A 17,976-nucleotide genomic window follows, 5' to 3' on the forward strand; every position below is an offset into this window, starting at 1 on the left:
ACCATGCAGTTCGGACGCACCTACGAAGAGTTCGAGATCGGCGCGGTCTACAAGCACTGGCCCGGAAAGACGGTCACCGAGTACGACGACCACCTCTTCTGCCTGCTGACCATGAACCACCACCCGCTGCACATGGACAGCAACTACGCCGAGAACACGACCGACTTCGGCAAGAACGTGGTCGTGGGCAACTACATCTACTCGCTGCTGCTCGGCATGTCCGTGCCGGACGTCTCCGGGAAGGCCATCGCCAACCTGGAGATCGAGTCCCTGCGGCACGTGGCGCCGACCTTCCACGGCGACACGCTCTACGGCGAGACCACGGTCCTCGACAAGACCCCGTCGAAGTCGAAGGACGACCGCGGCATCGTCTACGTCGAGACCAAGGGATACAAGCAGGACGGCACCCTCGTCTGCGTCTTCCGGCGCAAGGTGATGGTCCCGACCGAGACGTACATCACGGAGCGCGGCGGCGAGCAGCCCGGCCGGCCCACGCTGAAGGAACAGGGGAAGTAGCACCATGACCCGACTTGCCCAGACCGCCGGCCTCAACGACGTCCAGCGGGAGATCCTCAAGACCGTCCGCGAGTTCGTCGACAAGGAGATCATCCCGGTCGCGACCCAGCTGGAGCACCGCGACGAGTACCCGCAGCAGATCGTCGACGGCCTCAAGGAGCTCGGCCTCTTCGGCCTGATGATCCCGGAGGAGTACGGCGGTCTCGGTGAGTCCCTGCTCACCTACGCGCTGTGCGTGGAGGAGATCGCGCGGGGCTGGATGTCCGTCTCGGGCATCATCAACACCCACTTCATCGTGGCGTACATGATCAAGCAGCACGGCACCCAGGAGCAGAAGGACCACTTCCTGCCGCGGATGGCGGCGGGCGAGATCCGCGGCGCGTTCTCGATGTCCGAGCCGGGTCTGGGCTCGGACGTGTCGGCCATCACGTCCAAGGCGGTGAAGGACGGCGACGAGTACGTCCTGAACGGCCAGAAGATGTGGCTGACGAACGGCGGCACCTCCACGCTCGTCGCCGTCCTCGTGCGCAGTGACGAAGGCCACCCGGAGGGCACGGCCCCCCACAAGTCGATGACGACCTTCCTGATCGAGAAGGAGGCCGGGTTCGGCGAGGTGCGTCCCGGTCTGACCATCCCGGGCAAGATCGACAAGATGGGCTACAAGGGCGTCGACACGACCGAGCTGATCATGGACGGCCTGCGCATTCCGGCCAATCGGGTCCTCGGCGGGGCAACCGGTCGCGGGTTTTACCAAATGATGGACGGCGTCGAGGTCGGCCGCGTCAACGTGGCGGCACGTGGCTGTGGCGTCGCTCAGCGTGCGTTCGAGTTGGGTGTCTCATATGCCCAGCAACGTCACACTTTCGGTAAGGCCATCGCCGAGCACCAGGCGATCCAGTTCAAGCTGGCCGAGATGGCTACCAAGGTCGAGGCCGCCCATGCGATGATGGTCAATGCAGCACGCAAAAAGGACTCCGGGGAACGAAACGACCTCGAAGCAGGGATGGCGAAGTACCTCGCCTCCGAGTACTGCAAGGAGGTGGTCGAGGACGCCTTCCGCATCCACGGCGGCTACGGCTTCTCGAAGGAGTACGAGATCGAGCGCCTCTACCGGGAGGCCCCGATGCTGCTGATCGGTGAAGGTACCGCCGAGATCCAAAAAATGATCATTGGGCGACGCCTGCTCGAGGAGTACCGACTCCAGGGCTGAAAGTACGCCTTAGCCCCGAAATGTCCGAATCATTTCGGGGAAAAGGTCACATCCAGTCACTGGCCGACGGACATCGACTCGGCTTCTGGCTTGCCCAGTTGTTGCGTGCAACCGATAGCATTCCAGTAAAGCCGCCGTCCCGTCCCCCAGTTTGCGGCGCGGCAATCACCCGCTACGAAGGTCATCCATGCCCCACAGCCAAACCTCTGCACCTCGCGTCGGCCTCCTCGGTGGACGCCTCGCGCGCGGAGCATCGCCGTGGCTTCTGCCGACCGTCGCCACCGCTGCGCTCAGCCTCACCCGGGCCCGCAAGTCCGGCCGCTGGGCCGCCGTGGCCGTGCCCACCACTGCGCTGGCGGCGGGCATGCTGTGGTTCTTCCGCGACCCCGAGCGAGAGATCGCCCAGGGCCGCGTCATCTCGCCCGCCGACGGAGTGGTGCAGAGCATCATGCCGTGGAAGGACGGGCGTACCCGGGTCGCGATCTTCATGAGCCCGTTGAACGTGCACGTCAACCGCGCGCCCCTCGCGGGCACGGTGACGTCCGTGGAGCACATCCCCGGCGGATTCGTTCCGGCGTTCAACAAGGAGAGCGAGAACAACGAGCGCGTCGTCTGGCACTTCGACACCGAGCTCGGCGACATCGAGATGGTGCAGATCGCGGGAGCGGTCGCCCGTCGTATCGTTCCCTACCTGCCGGCCGGCACGAAGGTCGAGCAGGGCGAGCGCATCGGTCTGATCCGCTTCGGATCGCGCGTCGACATCTACCTTCCCGAGGGTGTCGAGGTCGCGGTCGAGGTCGGGCAGGCCACCACCGCGGGGGTGACTCGAATTGACCGTGACTGATCCCGAATCACCGGCGAGCCGGGCGGACCAGAGCACCGGCCCCGGCCGGTCCGACTGGGTGCCCGAAGCCGAGGAGGAGACCGACGGCGAGGAGATGCCCCTCTCGCTGCGGCTGTCGATAGCGGACACCCTCACCCTCGGCAACGCGACCTGCGGATTCATGGCGGTGTACTTCACCACCACCGGAATCCTCATTCCGCACCTCACCGGTAGTGACGAGTCGGGCATGGCGCGCCACAGCGCCGCGACCGCCGTGATACTGATGCTGCTCGCCGCGGTCTTCGACCTGTGCGACGGCCTGGTGGCGCGGAAGCTGCGCAGCTCGCCCATGGGCGCCGAGCTGGACAACCTGTCCGACCTGATCAGCTTCGGGCTGGCCCCCGCGTACTTCGTGCTCGTCTACGGCATGGTCGCCGACGACGCGCACCAGCGGGTGTCGGCGCTGGCCGCGATCGTGGTGCTGCTCGCCGTCGTGCTCAGACTCGCCAGATTCAGCTGCGTGACGATGAAGGACGGCATGTTCCAGGGCATGCCGAGCCCCTTCGGCGCGCTCACGGTCGTCTCGATCGTGCTGTTGGAGCTGCCCTTCGTCCCGACCACGATGGCGATCATCGGCGTGGCCTGGCTGATGGTGAGCCGGGTCGAGTACCCCAAGCCGCGGGGCGTCCTCGCGGTGGCGATGCTCAGCTGGATCGTCGGTGCGATGGGGCTGCTGGCGGCCTGGGCGTTCGACGCCCCGGGTGGTCAGCTGCTGCTCCAGACGGGCTGTGCGCTCCAGATCGCCCTCGCGGCGACCATCCCGCTCTTCGCGACCACGCGGCGGGCCAACACCTTCCGCCACAACCGGCGCGAGGCACGCGCGGGACAGCTGCCCTAGCGGGCGGCACCCGGACACGGGGCCCCGGACACCGACACGGTGACCGGGGCCCTTCGCGTTGCCCGCCGCGCCGCCCCGGAGGACCGTGAGCCCGCGCCCGTCTGCGGATCCGACGCCGCCCGCCGTGCCTCCGGCGGCGCCTCAAACGCCGGCGAGGCTTGATTCGGCCGCATCCGGCCCTGCCCGGGACGGCCCAGCCACACCCAGCCCCGCCGGCGTTTGAGGCGCCCCCGGAGGGCCGGAGACCCGCCCCACGCGGCCCAGCCACACCCAGCCCCGCCGGCGTTTGAGGCGCCCCCGGAGGGGCGGGGGCGCGGCCTGGGGCCCGTGGCGGGCGGGGGCGGGGGCGAAGTCCATGTCGGAAAACCGCCAGCCCGGTCCTCCGGAATGTCCGATCCTTGAGGCATGCACACCGACACCGAGCGCTGCGTGCGGGCCGTCCGATCGAAGGACGCCCGCTTCGACGGATGGTTCTTCACCGCCGTCAGGACGACCGGGATCTACTGCCGCCCCAGCTGCCCGGCGGTGCCGCCGAAGGTGGCGAACATGACCTTCCTGCCCAGTGCGGCCGCCTGCCAGCAGGCCGGCTACCGGGCCTGCAAGCGCTGCCGCCCCGACACCAGCCCCGGCTCCCCCGAGTGGAACGCCCGCGCCGACGCCGTCGCCCGGGCCATGCGGCTCATCCAGGACGGGGTGGTCGACCGCGAGGGCGTCCCCGGGCTCGCCGCCCGCCTCGGCTATTCGACGCGGCAGGTGGAGCGCCAGCTCAACGCCGAGCTGGGGGCCGGTCCGCTGGCCCTGGCCCGGGCCCAGCGCGCGCAGACCGCGCGGTTGCTGGTGGAGACCTCCGAGCTGCCGATGGGCGACGTCGCCTTCGCCGCCGGCTTCTCCTCCATCCGGACCTTCAACGACACCGTGCGCGAGGTCTTCGCCCTCGCCCCGGGCGAACTGCGCCAGAAGGCGCGCGCGGACCACCGCGGCGCCGCGGAGCCCCGCGTCCCCGGCTCGCTGTCGCTGCGGCTGCCCTTCCGCGCCCCGCTCACCCCCGACAACCTCTTCGGGCACCTGGTGGCGACCGCCGTCCCCGGGGTCGAGGAGTGGCGCGACGGGGCCTTCCGACGCACCCTGCGGCTCCCCCACGGCACCGGCGTGGTGGCCCTGAGCCCGCGGCCCGACCACATCGCCTGCCAGCTGTCCCTGACCGACCTGCGGGACCTGACGATCGCGATCAGCCGCTGCCGCTGGATGCTCGACCTGGACGCCGATCCGGAGGCCGTGGACGAGCAGCTGCGCCAGGACCCGCTGCTCGCGCCGCTGGTGGACAAGGCCCCCGGGCGCCGGGTGCCCCGTACCGTCGACGCGGCGGAGTTCGCCGTACGGGCGGTGCTCGGGCAGCAGGTGTCGACGGCGGCCGCGCGCACCCACGCGGCCCGCCTGGTGACGGCGTACGGGGAGCCGGTCACCGACCCCGACCCGGCGGGCGGGCTGACCCACCTCTTCCCGTCCCCCGAGGCACTGGCCGCGCTGGACCCCGAGACCCTCGCCCTGCCGCGCAGCAGGCGCACGACCCTGACCACCCTGGTCGGCGCCCTGGCCGACGGGTCGCTGCCGCTCGGCCTGGGCAGCGACTGGGAGGCGGCGCGGGCCCAGCTCGGCGCGCTGCCCGGTTTCGGCCCCTGGACCACCGAGGTGATCGCGATGCGGGCGCTGGGCGACCCTGACGCGTTCCTGCCCTCCGACCTGGGGGTGCGCCGGGCCGCGCAGGGGCTCGGCCTGCCGTCCACCCCGGCCGCGCTGACCGCCCGGGCGGCGGGCTGGCGGCCCTGGCGGGCGTACGCAGTCCAGTACCTGTGGGCGACGGACGACCACCCCATCAACCACCTGCCGGGCTGACCCGGCCGCCCCGACGACGACACCCACCACCCGCACCCGCACCCGCGCACGAGGAGACACCACCCTATGAACACCGACACCGACACCGACACCGGCAGGCAGCACACCGTCGTCGACAGCCCCTACGGGCCGCTCACCCTGGTCGCCACCGGCGGCACCCTCAGCGGCCTCTACATGACCGACCAGCGGCACCGGCCGCCGGAGGAGTCCTTCGGGGAGCGGGTGGCGGCCACCGAGGAGCCCTTCCCCGCCGTCACCGCGCAGCTGACCGCCTACTTCGCCGGGGAGCGCACCGATTTCGACCTCCCGCTGCGGCTGGAGGGCACCGACTTCCAGCGCGGCGTGTGGGACCAGCTGACGCGCATCCCCTACGGCGAGACCTGGTCGTACGGGGAGCTGGCGGCCAAGCTGGGCAAGCCGAACGCCTCGCGCGCGGTGGGCCTGGCCAACGGGAAGAACCCGATCAGCATCATCGTCCCCTGCCACCGGGTGATCGGGGCCTCGGGCGGCATGACCGGCTACGGCGGCGGGGTCGAGCGCAAGGTGCGGCTGCTGGAGTTCGAGTCCGGCCGCGCGGGCACGGCGACGCCGACCGACGGCCTGTTCTGACCGGCGACCGTGTCCCCCGTGCGTGGTTGCCTTCCTAGAGCACCATCAGGGGGACCAGGAGGGCGAAGGCGGCGCCGGCCTCGACCGCGTACCCGTACAGCGAGGGGTGCGGCACCGGGGCGGCGAGCAGCACCAGGCTCTGCTGGGACGCGGCGGCCTCCACCCACTCGGCGGGGGCGCCGAGGTTGCCCTGGTACCAGCCCTCGCAGGCGCCGGGCCCGCTGACGAAGAGGACGTCGTCCTCCCGGCGGTAGGCCGCGGTCCAGCCCTCGGCGGGGGCCGCCCAGCCGTCGTAGTCGGTGAAGTGGGCCCAGCCGCCGTCGCGTATCGCGGTGTCGAACAGCCAGACGGGCACGCCGTCGGGCGTGACGTCGGCCCCGGCCTGCTCCTCGGTGGTGAAGTGGACCATGGGCAGGGCGTCAGGCCCATCGGCGGTGCTGGGCCAGGCGTACATCGTGATCATCGGGCAATTGTGACCCGTCCCGTGTAGGCACCGTGTGATGGGTCACCCTCCGGGCCCTTCGGGCCCCGCTACAGGGGTCGGCGGCCGTTCTCCAGCTCCGCCGCGCCCTCGCCCGTTCCCAGGACCCGGTAGGCCTCCGCGGTGCGCAGCCCGAGCGCGCCGGGCAGGTAGTCGGTGAGTTCGGCGGGCTCGACCAGCCGCCAGGAGAGCAGTTCCTCCTCCTGGAGCCGGACGGCGGCCAGCTGCTCCGCGTCCAGCACGCCGCCGTCGAAGAGGTAGGCCACGAGCGGCGGGCGGGCCGGCCCGAGCGTCCAGTCCACCGCGAGCAGCCGGCCGAGCGGCAGGTCGAGGCCGATCTCCTCGGCGCTCTCGCGGCGGGCCGCCCCGCGCGGGGACTCGCCCCGGTCCGACTCGACGGTCCCGCCGGGCAGCGCCCAGCCCTCGCGGTAGTTGGGCTCGACGAGCAGCACCCGGCCCGCGGCGTCCCGGTAGAGCGCGGCCGCACCGGCCAGCACGCGGGGCAGGCTCGCGATGTAGGCGGCGTAGTCATCCGTGGTGGTCACGGCGCCAGCCTACCGAGCCGCCGGGGGCCGCTCGCCGCTCCCGGTCAGGCCGTGCCGTCGCCGTCCTCGCGGTCCCGGGAGCGGGAGGACTCCGCCACGCGCCGCAGCCGGGGGTGGCGGGCCGGGCCCTGCTCGGTGAGGGCGTCGCCGACCATGGCCCGTACGGCGTCGCGCACCCCGTGCAGGGGGTGGTGGCGGGCGGGACCGGCGCCCGGGTCCGCCCGTAGCTCCTTCACCAGTGCCCAGCACACCAGGAGCATCACCAGGACGAAGGGCAGGGCGACGAGGATCGTGGCGGTCTGGAGGGACTTCAGCCCGCCTGCGACGAGCAGCACCGCGGCGACGGCCGCCATCAACACGCCCCAGGTCACCACGAGCCAGGTGGGCGGGTGCAGCGAACCGCGGCTGGTGAGCGAGCCCATGACGAGGGAGGCGGAGTCGGCGCTGGTGACGAAGTAGGTCATCACCAGCGCCATGGCGACGTAGGAGGTGACCGTGCCCAGCGGCAGGGCGTCGAGCATCGCGAAGAGGGAGGCCTCGGTGCCGTCCTTGATCTTGGCGGCGAAGTCGACGGCGCCGGTGGATTCCAGCCGGATCGCGGTGCCGCCCATCACGCAGAACCAGATGACGGTGGCCCCGCTGGGCACCAGCAGCACCCCGACCAGGAACTCGCGGATGGTGCGGCCGCGCGAGATCCGCGCGATGAACGTGCCCACGAAGGGCGCCCAGGAGAGCCACCAGGCCCAGTAGAAGATCGTCCACGCGCCGAGCCAGGCGCTGTCGGTGAAGGCTCCGGTGCGGCTGGCCATCGGGAGGAGCTGGTGCAGGTAGCTGCCGACGCTGGCGGGGATCACGTCGAGGATGTAGACGGTCGGGCCGAGCAGGAAGACGAAGAGCATCAGGACGGCGGCCAGCACGATGTTGATGGTGCTGAGCCACTTCACCCCCTTGTGCAGGCCGGAGAAGGCCGAGAGCACGAAGGCGGCGGACAGCGAACCGATGATGATCAGTTCGAGGGTGGTCGAGTCCTCGACGCCGGTGGTGATGTTGAGGCCCTTGGCGACCTGGAGCGCGCCGAGGCCGAGGCTGGTCGCGGTGCCGAAGACGGTCGCGAAGACGGCGAGCAGGTCGATGGCGCGGCCCGGCCAGCCGTCGGCGCGCTCGCGCCCCATCAGCGGGACGAAGGCGGAGCTGAGGCGGTTGCCGCGGCCCTTGCGGAAGGTCGCGTAGGCGAGGGCGAGGCCGGCGATGCCGTAGATGGCCCAGGGGGTCAGGGTCCAGTGGAAGAAGGAGTACTCCAGGGCCGCGCGGGCGGCGTTGCCGGTGCCGGGGGCCGCGCCGCTGGCGGGGGGCGGGGTCAGGAAGTGGGTCAGCGGTTCGCCGACCCCGAAGAACATCAGGCCGATGCCCATGCCCGCGCTGAACATCATCGCGATCCACGCGAGGTTGGTGAACTCCGGTTCGGAGTCGTCGGCGCCGAGGCGGATCCGGCCGAAGCGGCTGATCGCGAGGACGACGCACATGACCAGGAAGATGTCGGCGGCGATCACGAACAGCCAGGCGAAGTTGTTCAGCACCCAGGCCAGCGCGGTGCTCGACGCCGTGTCGAAGGAGTGCTTGCCGAGCGCCGCCCAGGCGACCACGGCCAGCACGGCGATCACCCCGATGATGACGACCGCGTGGTCGGGCGAGTCGTCCCCGGGGGTCCCGGGGGCGCCCTCCGGGGTGTCCGGGCGTGGCTGTTCCAGTGAATCCGCACTCATGTGGCCCCACTATGCGCGGGAATGTCGGTATTAATGACCATGGCGCGCCGGGTGTGTCCCAGGCCACCCATGGGCATTGGAGAATCCTCCGGATAGGCTCAGGGTGGCGCGACTGCACTGTTCGATAGCAAGGGATTAACAAGGTGACGGACGGAGCAGTAACTGAGACCGCGCGCGTGCTCATCGCCGCGGACAAATTCAAGGGCTCGCTCACGGCCGTGCAGGTCGCCGAGCGGGTGACGGCGGGCCTCCGCGAGGCCGTACCGGGCGTGGAGATCGAGACCCTGCCCGTCGCCGACGGCGGCGACGGCACGGTCGCGGCCGCGGTGGCGGCCGGGTTCGAGCGCCGGGAGGTACGGGTCACCGGACCGCTCGGTGACCAGGTCACGGCCGCTTTCGCGCTGCGCGGGGACACCGCCGTGGTCGAGATGGCGGAGGCCTCCGGCCTCCAGCTGCTGCCGGCGGGCGTCTTCGCCCCGCTGACCTCGACCACCTACGGCTCGGGTGAGGTGCTCAAGGCGGCCCTCGACGCGGGCGCGCGCTCGATCGTCTTCGGTGTGGGCGGCAGCGCCACCACCGACGGCGGCGCGGGCATGCTGTCCGCACTGGGCGCCGTGTTCCTGGATGCGAACGGTGAACCGGTCGGTCCGGGCGGTGGCGCCCTCGCCTCGCTGGCCACGGCCGACCTGTCCGGGATCGACCCGCGCTTCGCCGAGGTGGAGTTCGTCCTCGCCAGCGACGTGGACAACCCGCTGACCGGTCCGAAGGGCGCGCCGGCGGTCTACGGTCCGCAGAAGGGTGCGAGCCCCGAGGACGTAGCGACGCTGGACGCGGCGCTGGCGCACTTCGCGCTGGTGCTGGAGAAGGCGATCGGCCCGAAGGCGGCCGAGTGCGCGCTGGCTCCGGGTGCGGGCGGTGCGGGTGGCATCGGCTACGGCGCGCTGCTGCTGGGCGCCACCTTCCGGCCGGGCATCGAGCTGATGCTGGAGGTGCTGGGCTTCGCCCCGGCCCTGGAGCGGGCCACGCTGGTGATCACCGGTGAGGGCTCCCTCGACGAGCAGACGCTGCACGGCAAGGCCCCGGCGGGCGTGGCGGCCGCCGCGCGCGCGGCGGGCAAGGACGTCGTCGCGGTGTGCGGGCGGCTCGCGCTGACCGAGGAGGCCCTGCGGGCCGCCGGGATCCGGCGCGCGTACCCGCTGACGGAGATCGAGCCGGACACGGCGAAGTGCATCGCCAACGCCGGTCCGCTGCTGGAGCGGGTCGCGGCGAACATCGCCGCCGACGTGCTCTGACCCACCGCCGCACGGGCCCCCGCTCCCCCACCGGAGCGGGGCCCCCGGCCCCGGCGGGCCCTCAAACGCCGGGCGGGCTGAAATTGGCCCAGCCAGGCCCCCCGGCTGACGCCGCCCCCCCTCAAGCCCCGGGCAGGCCGGATTTGACCCCGTCAGAGCTCCCGGCTGACGCCGCCACATCTTCGAGCGCCGCCGCAGGCGCGCCGTGCCTCCGGCGGGCCCTCAAACGCCGGGCGGCTGAAATTGGCCCCGCCAGGGCCTGAAGGCGCGGGCAGGCTCGAAGGCCCCCCTCAAGCCCCGCCGGCGTTTGAGGCGCCGCCGGAGGCGCGGGGACCGCCACGGGCGGGCGCTGAGAGGCGTGCGGGGTCGAGGACCACCCTCAGAAGCCCCGCCGGCGTTTGAGGCGCCGCCGGAGGCAGGGGAAACGGCGCAGGCGGGCGCTGGGAGCGGCGGGCGGCTACGCCGCGGACGCGGCCTCGAAGGCGGCGTACGCCTGCGCGTCGAAGAGGACGAAGCGGACCTCCTCCACCGATCCCCCCGCCGCGGAGCGAACGGTCGCGAGCGCGATCCGCGCACCGTCGTCCATCGGCCACCCGTAGACACCGGTGGAGATGGCCGGGAAGGCCACCGTACGGGCCCCCAGCTCGGCCGCGACCCGCAGGGACTCCCGGTAGCAGGAGGCCAGCAGCGCGGACCGGTCCTCCTCCCGGGAGTAGACCGGCCCGACCGTGTGGATCACGTGCTCGGCCGGCAGCAGCCCCGCCGTGGTCGCGACCGCACGGCCCGTCGCGAGCCCCTTGCCGTAGTGCGAGGCCCGCAGGGCCCGGCAGGCCTCCAGGATCCGCGGACCGCCGCGCCGGTGGATGGCGCCGTCCACCCCGCCCCCGCCGAGCAGGGAGGAGTTCGCCGCGTTGACCACGGCGTCCACGCGTTCGGCCGTGATGTCGCCTTGGACCAGGGTGATCCGGACCATCAGGAGGAGCCCTTTCTCAGGTGGCGCCAGACCGCCTTCGCCGCGTTGTGGCCCGACATGCCGTGCACGCCCGGGCCGGGCGGAGTCGCGGAGGAGCACAGGAAGACGGCCGGGTGGGCCGTGGTGTAGGGGGACAGGGTGAGCTTGGGGCGCAGCAGCAGTTGGAGGCCGGAGGCGGCGCCGCAGGCGATGTCCCCGCCGACGTAGTTCGGATTGCGGGCGGCGAGCCGCGCCGGGCCCGCGGTGGCGCGGGCGAGGACCAGGTCGCGGAAGCCCGGTGCGAAACGCTCCAGTTGGCGTTCGACGGCGTCGGTGAGGTCGCCGTCCCAGCCCGCGGGCACGTGACCGTAGGCCCAGAAGACGTGCTTGCCCTCGGGCGCGCGGCTCGGGTCGACGAGGCTGGGCTGCGCGGTGATGAGGAACGGGGTGCGCGGGGCCCGGCCACTGGCGGTCAGTTGCAGGGCGGCGTCGATGTCGCGGGTGCGCGGGCCGACCTGGACGGTGCCGGCCCGGCGCGCCGCCGGAGCGGTCCACGGGACGGGCCCGTCCAGCGCGTAGTCGAGCTTGAACACCCCGGCGCCGTAGCGGTAGCCGTCGTAGGCGCGGCCCAGTCGGGCGATCCGGGCGAGCGCGGTCGGCGAGGTGTCGAAGACGTAGGCCCGGGCCGGGGGGAGGTCGTCCAGCCGCTTGACCTCGAAGCCGGTGTGGACGGCGCCGCCGAGGTCGCGCAGGTAGGCGGTGAGCGCGTCGGAGATGGACTGGGAGCCGCCGCGCGGCATCGGCCAGCCGCCCGCGTGCGCGGCCAGGGCGAAGACCAGCCCGACCGCGCCGGTCGCGATCCCGCCGAGCGGCGCGATGACGTGTGCGACGAGCCCGGCGAACAGGGCGCGCGCCCGTTCGTCCCGGAAGCGCCGCATCAGCCAGGTGGACGGGGGCAGCCCGACGAGCCCGAAGCGGGCCAGGGTGAGCGGGTCGACGGGCAGCGCGGTGGACGGCAGGGACATGAAGTCCCGGGCCAGGGTGTCCCATCGGCCCAGGTACGGCGCGACCAGGCGGCGGTAGGCGCCCGCGTCCCGGGGCCCGAAGGACGCGGCGGTCTCGGCGACCGACCGCGAGAGCACGGCGGCGCTGCCGTCGTCGAAGGGGTGCGCCATCGGCAGCGGGGCGTGCAGCCACTCCAGCCCGTACCGCGCGAGCGGCATGGTCGCGAACACGGGCGAGCCCGCGCCCAGCGGGTGGACCGCGGAGCAGGGGTCGTGCCGGAAGCCGGGGAGGGTCAGCTCCTCGGTCCTGGCCCCGCCGCCGACCGTGTCGGCGGCCTCGAAGACGGCCACCGAGAAGCCGCGCCGGGCCAGTTCGACGGCGGCCGTGAGCCCGTTGGGACCCGCGCCCACGACGACCGCATCGAGAATCGACGACACCATGCGACTCCTTCGTCCGGTGGCGGCACCGCCCCAGGTGCCCCAGGATATTGCGCGGCCGCGGTGCTACGCGCCGCGCAGGAGGTCGCGGATCCGCAGCGCCGTCGTCTCGTCCCGGCCGACCGCGAAGGGCAGGGCGTTGTCCCGGTCCACCCGGTAGGGCTCGCCCGCGACGGTGCTCTGCGCGCCGCCCGCCTCGGCGACCAGCAGGAGTCCGGCCGCGTGGTCCCAGGCCGAGGGCCAGGTGAAGGCCAGGCCGTCCATCTCGCCGCGGGCCACCTTCAGGTACTCCAGGCCCGCCGAGCCGCAGGGGCGCGCCGCCACCCCGGGTACGTCGAGGCGGCCGAGGGTGCGCTTGTCCTCCTCGCTCGTGTAGAGCGGGTGGGCCATGGCGACCCGCAGCTCGGCGCCGGGCGCGGGGGAACCGCTGCGTATGGCCTCGCCGTTGACGAAGGAGCCGCCGCCGCGCACCGCGGTGGCGATCTCCTCCAGGGCGGGTGCGAAGGTCCAGGACGCGAGGATCTCACCGCGTACGGCCAGGGCCACCAGCGTGCAGAAGCCGGGGTCCCCGGCCACGAACTGCCGGGTCCCGTCGACCGGGTCCACGATCCACACGGGGGCCTCGCCGCGCAGCGCTTCGTAGACGGCGGGGTCCGCGTGCACGGCCTCCTCGCCGACCACCACCGAGCCCGGGAGCAGCCGGGTCAGGGAGTCCGTCAGGTGCTCCTCGGCGCGCCGGTCGGCGACGGTCACCAGGTCGTGCGGGCCGCTCTTCTGGTCGACCTCGTGGTCGGCGAGCTGCCGGAACCTCGGCATGATCTCGACCGCGGCGGCCTTGCGGACGGCTTCCTCGACATCGGACAGGTCACGGGCCAGAAACTCTTCGATCATGCCTCCATCAGACCATGCCGGACCGACAATCCCCACTGACATGGGCGGGCTCCCGGATGGACCGCGGGTGAACGGGGTCCGGCGGCCCGGCCCCGCCCGTGGCTCCGGGGTGACCGGAGGGGCGCGTACCGCCTGGTGGGGTGGGTGGGCCCGTGCTATACCGGCGCCGGGACGTCACAGCAGCACGCCGTCGCAGCCGCGGCGCGCACACCGACCAGGGGGATCTCCATGCGCGGAACGCGCGGATCGGCCGGCCCGTCGTCACCACGCCGTACCCGCCGGGGAGCGGCGCTGCTCGCCTGCGCCGCGGCCCTGGCCCTGGCGTTCGTGGCGGCGCCCGCGCCCGCGCCGGCCGCGGCCGCCGCCGCGCTCCCCTCGCTGCCCGCGCCCAACGCCTCGGGGTTGACCCTGCGGAGCTGGTCCGCCGCATCCGGCCAGAGCGGGCTGATGGGCGAGGCGTCCTTCACCACGCCCGCCCTCTTCGCCGCGCACGGCGGCGCCCCGACGACGGGTCAGGTGCCGGTGCGCGTACGGATCCTGCTGCCCGAGGACTACCGGCGGGACCCGGCGCACCCGTACCCCGTGCTGTACCTCCTGCACGGCGGCACCGGGGACGTCGAGCAGTGGTCGAAGAGCGACCAGGGCAACATCGCGGCGGCGGTGCGGGGTTCGGCGTTCAAGGGCATCGTGGTGATGCCGGAGGCGGGCCAGGCGGGCTGGTACAGCGACTGGCCCGGGCACACCGACGGCTTCTTCGCACCGCAGTGGGAGACCTTCCACGTCAAGCAGTTGCTGCCGTGGATCGACGCGAACTTCAACACCGTCGGGTCGGCGTCGGGCCGCGCCGTGGCGGGCGTGTCGATGGGCGGCTACGGAGCCCTGCGCTACGCGGGTCGCTACCCCGAACTCTTCTCCGCGGTGGGCGCGTTCTCCGGCGGTACGGACATCTACCCTTCGGCCGCACAGGAGTTGATCGCGCAGTCCACCTGGACGGTGGGGGCCTCGATCCAGTGGACCGGGCTCCTCGACGGGAAGTACCGGGTCACCGGCGACACGGCGTACCGGATGGCGACGGTCTTCGGCGCGCCGGAGACCTGGCCCGGCCAGAACCCGGCGAACCTGGCGCTGGACGGCAGGTACGGCACCTACGGCGGCAGGATGGCCCTGTACGCGGGCGGCGCCGACGGTGCGGGCGAGGTCGAGATCGGCGCCTGGAACGCCGCCCTCCACCAGGACCTCGCGGACCGCGCGGTCACCCACCGCTACTGCCGGGGCGCGGGCGAGCACACGTGGCCCTTCTGGGGTCCGGAACTCCAGGACTTCCTGTCGTACGCCTACGCCACCACTGCGCCGACCTGCCCGAACGGCTGGGGTCCGCCGGCCCCGTGACCGGCGGGCACCCCTGCATTCTTGACCGAGCGTTCCAGAGTTGCCTATGATCTTGCCCATGGCCAGGACCAAGGAATTCGATCCGGACGCCGCGCTGCAGTCAGCCCTGGAGCTGTTCTGGCGCCGCGGCTACGAAGCCACGTCGGTGGCCGATCTGGTCGAGCACCTCGGGATCGGCCGGGCCAGCCTCTACGCCACCTTCGGCACCAAGCACGACCTGTACCTCAAGGCGCTGGAGCGCTACTCCGAGTCGACCCTCCCCGGGCTGCTCGCCGAGCTCTCCCGGCCGGGCCCCGCCCTGCCCGCGGTGCGGGGCGTCGTACGCCGCTTCGCGGCCGAGGCGGGCTCCCCGGAATTCCGGCTGACCGGCTGCTTCCTCACCAACACCGCCGCCGAACTCGCCCCGCACGACCCGAAGGCCGCCCGTCGGGTCGAGAGCGACTGGGACCGCCTCGAAACACTGCTCCACGCGGCCCTCTCCCGGGCCCGGGACCAGGGCGAACTCCCGCCGGACCGCGACCCCCGCACCCTGGCCAGGCTGCTCCTGGTCCTGATGCAGGGGATCCGGGTCGTCGGCAAGGCGACCGAGGACCCGGCGCGCGTCCGGGACGCGGCCGAGCAGGCCCTCGCCCTCCTGGACCCGCACGCCTGATCCACCCGGGCACCCAGCCCCTTTTTTGCTGCCCTCATATTGAACCGATCGTTCCAATAAGGAGATTTCGATGAGCCGCTTCACCGACAAGAGCGTCCTGGTCACCGGCGCGGGCACCGGTCTCGGCCGCGCCATCGCCCTCGCCTTCGCGGCCGAAGGGGCCCGCGTGGTCGTCGCCGGACGCACCGCGGCCACCTTGGAGGAGACCGTCGCCCTGGTCCGGGCCGCGGGCGGCACCGCGGAGGCCGTCACCGCCGACGTCACCGACTCCGACCAGGTCCGCGCCCTCGTCGAGCGCGGCGTCGCCCTCTTCGGCGGCCTCGACATCGCCGTCAACAACGCCGGGATACTCCGCGGGACCGCCCCGACGGCCGACATCACCGAGGAGGACTGGACGGCCGTCCTGCACACCAACGTCACCGGCGTGTGGCTGGCGATGAAGCACCAGATCGCCCAGATGCGCACCAGCGGCGGCGCGATCGTCAACGTCTCGTCCAACCTCGGCACCCACCAGCGCATCCCGAACGCCGCCGCCTACCTCACCTCCAAGGCGGCCGTCACCACCCTCACCCGCGCCGCGGCCCTCGATCACATCGGCGAGGGGATCCGCATCAACGCCGTCAGCCCGGGCGCCTCGGCCGGTCCGATGTCCCTGCTCCCCGGCGAGAGCGACGCCGACCGCGCCGAGCGGGTCAAGACGCAGAACCCGCTCGGCCGCGTCGCCGAGGCCGAGGAGATCGCCGCCGCCGTGCTCTACCTGGCCTCCCCCGCCGCCGGCGCCGTCGTCGGCGCCGACCTGGTCGTGGACAGCGGCTCGTCCGCCTGAGGCGGGCGGGGCGGGCGCCGTCACCCGAGGAACTGGCGCAGTTCCTCGTCCATGTCGCAGTGGTGGGACTCCCGTCCCCGGGGGACGAGGTCGACCATCCGCCGGCACCACAGCGCCACGTCGGTCTCGGCCACGGTGAGCCGGCACTCCCCGTCGGGGGAGCTGAGGCCGATGCAGATGCGGCGCTCCGCGCGGTCCCCCCGGTCCGTGCGGGCCCACACCGGGCCGACGAGGACGTCCCCCTCTCCGGCGAACGACGTGAGCCCGTCCAGCAGCAGATCGCGGGCGAAGACCCACGTGGTGATCGGCCTTCGCCCGCTGAAGAAGGTCATCGTCACTTCGAAGGCCCGGTCCGCCCGGTAGTCGATCCGCGCGCTGAGCGGGATCCGCACGTCCCCGTCGTCCAGCAGTACGGGCCAGACCGCCTCCACACACCCGCTCACACCGCTCACCTCTCGTTCTTTCGCGCACACGGTTGTCGAGCCCTGCTCAGAAGCCGCGCGGGCCCATGACGACGACCGGCTGCGCGGCCGGGTCGAGGGCCTGCAGGATCCGCCGCATCGCCTCCCTCGGGACGCCGACGCACCCTTGGGACGGACCGCCGTGGTCCACGTGCAGCCAGATGTTGCCGCCCGGCCCCGGCCCCTCCGGTCGGCCGGGGTCCAGGGGCGAGGTACCGCGGTTCCGGTTGAAGTCGATGGCGACGACGTGGTCGAAGGACCCGGCCAACGGCTCCCCCTCCACCCCGCGGCCCGAGGCGACGAAGGCCGCGTCCTCGTCGTACGGCAGCCGGGTGCCGGGCGGCTGCGGCAGGAGGCCCCCGGCGTCGGTCAGCGTGAACACCCCGACCGGGGAGGTCAGATCGCCGTAGCCGCGCGCCGCCGACCACCCCCGCGCGCCGTTGCGGGCCGGCCAGCGGTCCGCACAGGACCAATCGGCGTCGGCGTCGGGTCGGGTGCACAGGGCGGCCGTCGCCCGGCTGGATTCCCAGGACGGGCCCTCCACCAGCAGCAGTTGACGCGTACCGGCGCCTATCCGGGACCTGGTCGCCGCGCTCACGCCCGGTAGGCCACGGGCCGGATCCGGGCTCGCGCCGTGGTCGGCGGGCGCCGTCACCGGGGCGGTGGGCGCGGACGGCGGCGCGGGCGGGCTGCGATCGCCCCGGCGTTCGGTGCCCACGACGGCGCCGATGGTGAGGGCGACGGCCGCCAGCCGGGCGGCGGCGCGCACCGCGCGCGACCTGCGGGCGGCGCCGCCGCCGCGCCCGCTCACGCGGGCGGCTCCGCGCCGGGGGGCGGGGTGGCCCCGGTCACGCGCGTGCCCTGCGCGCCGGCCGTGTGGAGCAGCCCTTCCCGGGCCAGCTCCTGGACCGCCCGGCTCACGGTGTCGATCGACACGTCGTACCGCAGGGCGAGTTGGCGTTGCGTCGGCAGCCGTCCCCGGAACTCGCCGGAGCGGATGCGGCGGCGCAGATCGTCCGCGATCCCTGCCGAGGTCCTCGGCCGGGCGCTCTCCACGGGGTCGCGGGGCGGGCTCAGGGCCCGCAGCTGGGTCATCAGGGAGCGCCGGGCGAAGCGCGCCGTGGTGAGGCAGGTGCCGTAACGACGGGCGATCTCGAAGACGTCGGGCACCCACGACGGCCCGGGATCCGCGCCGTGCGCCCGTGCGCGCAACAGCTCGCCCGCGATGGCGCGGTAGCGGGGCTGGCCGCCCTGGTCGCCGGCGAACGACGGCCGTGCGCCGCGGCGCTCCGTACCGGTCGGGTGGAACGGGTCGGTAGTTTCCATCGGGTCC

19 protein-coding genes are annotated in these 17,976 nt (G+C 73.1%); 10 read left to right on the forward strand and 9 right to left on the reverse strand.

The window, feature by feature from the left end; genetic code table 11:
- Positions 1 to 3 precede the first annotated feature (3 nt).
- The 6 genes from ACFWAR_RS02090 to ACFWAR_RS02115 all read left to right on the forward strand — a co-directional run bounded on the left by ACFWAR_RS02090 (position 4) and on the right by ACFWAR_RS02115 (position 5,949).
- Positions 4 to 516: a MaoC family dehydratase gene (locus ACFWAR_RS02090; RefSeq protein ID WP_354383139.1), complete on the forward strand. Its 513-nt coding sequence runs from the start codon at positions 4 to 6 to the stop codon at positions 514 to 516.
- Between the two features lie 4 nt (positions 517 to 520).
- Entirely contained in the window at positions 521 to 1,726 is a 1,206-nt protein-coding gene (locus ACFWAR_RS02095; RefSeq protein WP_385772332.1) for an acyl-CoA dehydrogenase family protein, read from the forward strand.
- A 187-nt stretch (positions 1,727 to 1,913) separates the two neighbouring features.
- Positions 1,914 to 2,570, forward strand: a complete 657-nt coding sequence (locus tag ACFWAR_RS02100) for a phosphatidylserine decarboxylase (RefSeq protein WP_330333490.1) — start codon at positions 1,914 to 1,916, stop codon at positions 2,568 to 2,570.
- Positions 2,557 to 3,447 (forward strand): CDP-diacylglycerol--serine O-phosphatidyltransferase, encoded by an 891-nt coding sequence (gene pssA / locus ACFWAR_RS02105; RefSeq protein WP_385772333.1) that lies wholly within the window; start codon positions 2,557 to 2,559, stop codon positions 3,445 to 3,447. The genes ACFWAR_RS02100 and pssA overlap by 14 nt, the downstream gene beginning before the upstream one ends.
- Before the next feature lie 405 nt (positions 3,448 to 3,852).
- The gene (locus ACFWAR_RS02110; RefSeq protein WP_385772334.1) at positions 3,853 to 5,340 is read left to right on the forward strand and encodes an AlkA N-terminal domain-containing protein; all 1,488 of its coding nucleotides are present in this window, start codon (positions 3,853 to 3,855) and stop codon (positions 5,338 to 5,340) included.
- 66 nt (positions 5,341 to 5,406) lie between these two features.
- A complete protein-coding gene (locus ACFWAR_RS02115) occupies positions 5,407 to 5,949 on the forward strand; it encodes a methylated-DNA--[protein]-cysteine S-methyltransferase (protein ID WP_385772335.1) in 543 nt (180 codons plus the stop codon).
- 34 nt (positions 5,950 to 5,983) lie between these two features.
- Here ACFWAR_RS02115 and ACFWAR_RS02120 read toward each other — a convergent pair whose 3' ends face one another.
- The 3 genes from ACFWAR_RS02120 to ACFWAR_RS02130 form a co-directional block, all read right to left on the reverse strand.
- Positions 5,984 to 6,412, reverse strand: a complete 429-nt coding sequence (locus ACFWAR_RS02120; protein ID WP_354383135.1) for a hypothetical protein — start codon at positions 6,410 to 6,412, stop codon at positions 5,984 to 5,986.
- 68 nt (positions 6,413 to 6,480) lie between these two features.
- Complete coding sequence (locus tag ACFWAR_RS02125) at positions 6,481 to 6,975, reverse strand: NUDIX domain-containing protein (protein WP_385772336.1); 495 nt, start codon at positions 6,973 to 6,975, stop codon at positions 6,481 to 6,483.
- A 44-nt stretch (positions 6,976 to 7,019) separates the two neighbouring features.
- A complete protein-coding gene (locus tag ACFWAR_RS02130; protein WP_385772337.1) occupies positions 7,020 to 8,738 on the reverse strand; it encodes a BCCT family transporter in 1,719 nt (572 codons plus the stop codon).
- 143 nt (positions 8,739 to 8,881) lie between these two features.
- Here ACFWAR_RS02130 and ACFWAR_RS02135 point away from each other — a divergent pair, with 143 nt between their 5' ends.
- A complete protein-coding gene (locus ACFWAR_RS02135; RefSeq protein WP_385772338.1) occupies positions 8,882 to 10,030 on the forward strand; it encodes a glycerate kinase in 1,149 nt (382 codons plus the stop codon).
- Between the two features lie 457 nt (positions 10,031 to 10,487).
- On the opposite strand, the gene ACFWAR_RS02140 is transcribed toward ACFWAR_RS02135, so the two are convergent.
- From ACFWAR_RS02140 to ACFWAR_RS02150, 3 genes are all read right to left on the reverse strand, one after another.
- Entirely contained in the window at positions 10,488 to 11,003 is a 516-nt protein-coding gene (locus ACFWAR_RS02140) for an O-acetyl-ADP-ribose deacetylase (protein WP_385772339.1), read from the reverse strand.
- Entirely contained in the window at positions 11,003 to 12,424 is a 1,422-nt protein-coding gene (locus tag ACFWAR_RS02145) for a phytoene desaturase family protein (RefSeq protein WP_385772375.1), read from the reverse strand. Before ACFWAR_RS02145 ends, ACFWAR_RS02140 begins: the two co-directional genes overlap by 1 nt.
- A 66-nt stretch (positions 12,425 to 12,490) precedes the next feature.
- Positions 12,491 to 13,315: an inositol monophosphatase family protein gene (locus ACFWAR_RS02150; RefSeq protein ID WP_385772340.1), complete on the reverse strand. Its 825-nt coding sequence runs from the start codon at positions 13,313 to 13,315 to the stop codon at positions 12,491 to 12,493.
- Between the two features lie 228 nt (positions 13,316 to 13,543).
- On the opposite strand from ACFWAR_RS02150, the gene ACFWAR_RS02155 reads away from it, so the two are divergent.
- The 3 genes from ACFWAR_RS02155 to ACFWAR_RS02165 all read left to right on the forward strand — a co-directional run bounded on the left by ACFWAR_RS02155 (position 13,544) and on the right by ACFWAR_RS02165 (position 16,182).
- The gene (locus ACFWAR_RS02155) at positions 13,544 to 14,704 is read left to right on the forward strand and encodes an alpha/beta hydrolase (protein ID WP_385772341.1); all 1,161 of its coding nucleotides are present in this window, start codon (positions 13,544 to 13,546) and stop codon (positions 14,702 to 14,704) included.
- Between the two features lie 58 nt (positions 14,705 to 14,762).
- Complete coding sequence (locus ACFWAR_RS02160) at positions 14,763 to 15,356, forward strand: TetR/AcrR family transcriptional regulator (protein WP_385772342.1); 594 nt, start codon at positions 14,763 to 14,765, stop codon at positions 15,354 to 15,356.
- 70 nt (positions 15,357 to 15,426) lie between these two features.
- Positions 15,427 to 16,182: an SDR family NAD(P)-dependent oxidoreductase gene (locus ACFWAR_RS02165; RefSeq protein ID WP_385772343.1), complete on the forward strand. Its 756-nt coding sequence runs from the start codon at positions 15,427 to 15,429 to the stop codon at positions 16,180 to 16,182.
- 20 nt (positions 16,183 to 16,202) lie between these two features.
- On the opposite strand, the gene ACFWAR_RS02170 is transcribed toward ACFWAR_RS02165, so the two are convergent.
- The 3 genes from ACFWAR_RS02170 to ACFWAR_RS02180 are packed head-to-tail and all read right to left on the reverse strand — an operon-like array spanning position 16,203 to position 17,969.
- The gene (locus ACFWAR_RS02170) at positions 16,203 to 16,634 is read right to left on the reverse strand and encodes an SsgA family sporulation/cell division regulator (protein ID WP_385772344.1); all 432 of its coding nucleotides are present in this window, start codon (positions 16,632 to 16,634) and stop codon (positions 16,203 to 16,205) included.
- A gap of 37 nt (positions 16,635 to 16,671) precedes the next feature.
- Positions 16,672 to 17,454 carry a L,D-transpeptidase family protein gene (locus ACFWAR_RS02175; protein WP_385772345.1) on the reverse strand — a complete coding sequence of 261 codons (783 nt, stop codon included), beginning with the start codon at positions 17,452 to 17,454 and terminating at the stop codon, positions 16,672 to 16,674.
- On the reverse strand, positions 17,451 to 17,969 hold the full coding sequence (locus ACFWAR_RS02180) for a winged helix-turn-helix domain-containing protein (RefSeq protein ID WP_385772346.1): 519 nt from the start codon (positions 17,967 to 17,969) through the stop codon (positions 17,451 to 17,453). Before ACFWAR_RS02180 ends, ACFWAR_RS02175 begins: the two co-directional genes overlap by 4 nt.
- Positions 17,970 to 17,976 lie beyond the last annotated feature (7 nt).

It is taken from the genome of Streptomyces sp. NPDC059917 (genome assembly GCF_042730635.1).
GTDB lineage: Bacteria > Actinomycetota > Actinomycetes > Streptomycetales > Streptomycetaceae > Streptomyces.